The organism is Leeuwenhoekiella obamensis (assembly GCF_055391795.1).
In genome coordinates, this window is sequence record NZ_AP029251.1 from 350,001 (window position 1) to 352,500 (window position 2,500).

General features: G+C 48.4%; 2 tRNA genes and 2 rRNA genes (2 of these 4 only partly in view). All 4 read left to right on the forward strand.

The features are described from left to right. Positions 1-847: ribosomal RNA gene (locus ACZ5L8_RS01650) — 16S ribosomal RNA — on the forward strand; it begins 681 nt to the left of the window's first position. Positions 848-1,010: 163 nt separating this feature from the next. Next, positions 1,011-1,084, forward strand: a tRNA-Ile gene (locus tag ACZ5L8_RS01655). Positions 1,085-1,253: 169 nt separating this feature from the next. Then, a tRNA-Ala gene (locus ACZ5L8_RS01660) sits at positions 1,254-1,327 on the forward strand. Between the two features lie 193 nt (positions 1,328-1,520). Beyond that, positions 1,521-2,500: ribosomal RNA gene (locus ACZ5L8_RS01665) — 23S ribosomal RNA — on the forward strand; it runs 1,837 nt beyond the window's last position. The 16S and 23S rRNA genes sit together here with 2 tRNA genes alongside, the layout of an rRNA operon.

Consider the following 2,500-nt stretch of genomic DNA (forward strand, 5'->3'; position numbering starts at 1 on the left):
TAGCGGTGAAATGCATAGATATCACATAGAATACCGATTGCGAAGGCAGGCTACTAATAATATATTGACACTGATGGACGAAAGCGTGGGGAGCGAACGGGATTAGATACCCCGGTAGTCCACGCCGTAAACGATGGTTACTAGCTGTCCGGCCCAATTGAGGGCTGGGTGGCCAAGCGAAAGTGATAAGTAACCCACCTGGGGAGTACGTTCGCAAGAATGAAACTCAAAGGAATTGACGGGGGCCCGCACAAGCGGTGGAGCATGTGGTTTAATTCGATGATACGCGAGGAACCTTACCAGGGCTTAAATGCAGTCTGACAGATCTAGAAATAGGTTTTTCTTCGGACAGATTGCAAGGTGCTGCATGGTTGTCGTCAGCTCGTGCCGTGAGGTGTCAGGTTAAGTCCTATAACGAGCGCAACCCCTGTGGTTAGTTGCCAGCGAGTCAAGTCGGGAACTCTAGCCAGACTGCCGGTGCAAACCGTGAGGAAGGTGGGGATGACGTCAAATCATCACGGCCCTTACGTCCTGGGCCACACACGTGCTACAATGGCCGGTACAGAGGGCAGCCACACCGCAAGGTGGAGCGAATCCTAAAAACCGGTCTCAGTTCGGATTGGGGTCTGCAACTCGACCCCATGAAGCTGGAATCGCTAGTAATCGGATATCAGCCATGATCCGGTGAATACGTTCCCGGGCCTTGTACACACCGCCCGTCAAGCCATGGAAGCTGGGGGTACCTGAAGTCCGTCACCGTAAGGAGCGGCCTAGGGTAAGACCGGTAACTGGGGCTAAGTCGTAACAAGGTAGCCGTACCGGAAGGTGCGGCTGGAACACCTCCTTTCTAGAGCTTTTCGTTTGCCTTATGGTAAACAAAAGACTTCGGATCAAGGAAGACTTTGTTAGGAATCAGAATGAGGTTCTGGTCTTTTATAGCTGTTAATTCAAAATATTTTTCATTTGACGGTTCGTTTAAATGCACGGACCGTTCACTTGAATAATAGGACAGTCTCATAGCTCAGCTGGTTAGAGCGCTACACTGATAATGTAGAGGTCGGCAGTTCGAGTCTGCCTGAGACTACTTAAGAAGTATTTTTTTTAAGCCTTATGGCGAAAAGGAGATTACGAAGTTCATTACAAGATACTGAAGGAAATTTTAGAAGTTGGGTAACCCAGTTTGCAGTACGCAGAAGCAGTTAACAGTAATAAAGACTGTATACTGAATACTGAAACTGCCTACTTTAAAAAATGGGGGATTAGCTCAGCTGGCTAGAGCGCCTGCCTTGCACGCAGGAGGTCATCGGTTCGACTCCGATATTCTCCACGATGCGATGCCTTAAGATTTGAGAGATAATCTTTGGCTTGCAGCGAGAAGCATAGATGATTTGATTGTCTATAGTGACTTGCGAACGTTCATTGACATATTGGGAAACAAACGAGAATACGAGAGAGAATATTTTTAGTTGAAATATTCAAACATTAAGTTATATAGATAGAACTCATACAAAGAGCAAATAGCGACAAGCTAAATAAGGGCGTATGGGGAATGCCTAGGCTCTCAGAGGCGATGAAGGACGTGATAAGCTGCGAAAAGCTACGGGGATCGGCACATACGAATTGATCCGTAGATATCCGAATGGGGCAACCCACTATACTGAAGGTATAGTACCCGCAAGGGGGCGAACCCAGGGAACTGAAACATCTAAGTACCTGGAGGAAGAGAAAACAACAGTGATTACGCTAGTAGTGGCGAGCGAACGCGTATTAGCCCAAACCAATGATGTTACGGCATTATTGGGGTTGTAGGACCACGATATTTGATGCATAATGAACTAGAACAAGTTGGAAAGCTTGGCCATAGACGGTGATAGCCCGGTACAGGTAAAGAGTGTTATTGATAGTGGTATCCTGAGTAGTGCGGGGCACGTGAAACCCTGTATGAATCCGGCGGGACCATCCGCCAAGGCTAAATACTCCTGAGAGACCGATAGTGAACAAGTACCGTGAGGGAAAGGTGAAAAGAACCCTGAACAAGGGAGTGAAATAGACCCTGAAACCATACGCCTACAAGCGGTCGGAGCCATTCGTGGTGACGGCGTGCCTTTTGCATAATGAGCCTACGAGTTACCCTGCCTGGCAAGGTTAAGCACTTCAGGTGCGCAGCCGCAGCGAAAGCGAGTCTGAATAGGGCGTGCAGTCAGGTTGGGTAGACGCGAAACCGTGTGATCTACCCTTGGGCAGGTTGAAGCTGTGGTAACACATAGTGGAGGACCGAACCCGTTGACGTTGAAAAGTCTTGGGATGACCTGAGGGTAGGGGTGAAAGGCCAATCAAACTCGGAAATAGCTCGTACTCCCCGAAATGCATTTAGGTGCAGCATCATACTAGTTTTATAGAGGTAGAGCTACTGATTGGGTGCGGGGGCTTCACCGCCTACCAATCCCTGACAAACTCCGAATGCTATAAAATGTTGTATGGTAGTGAGGGCATGGGTGCT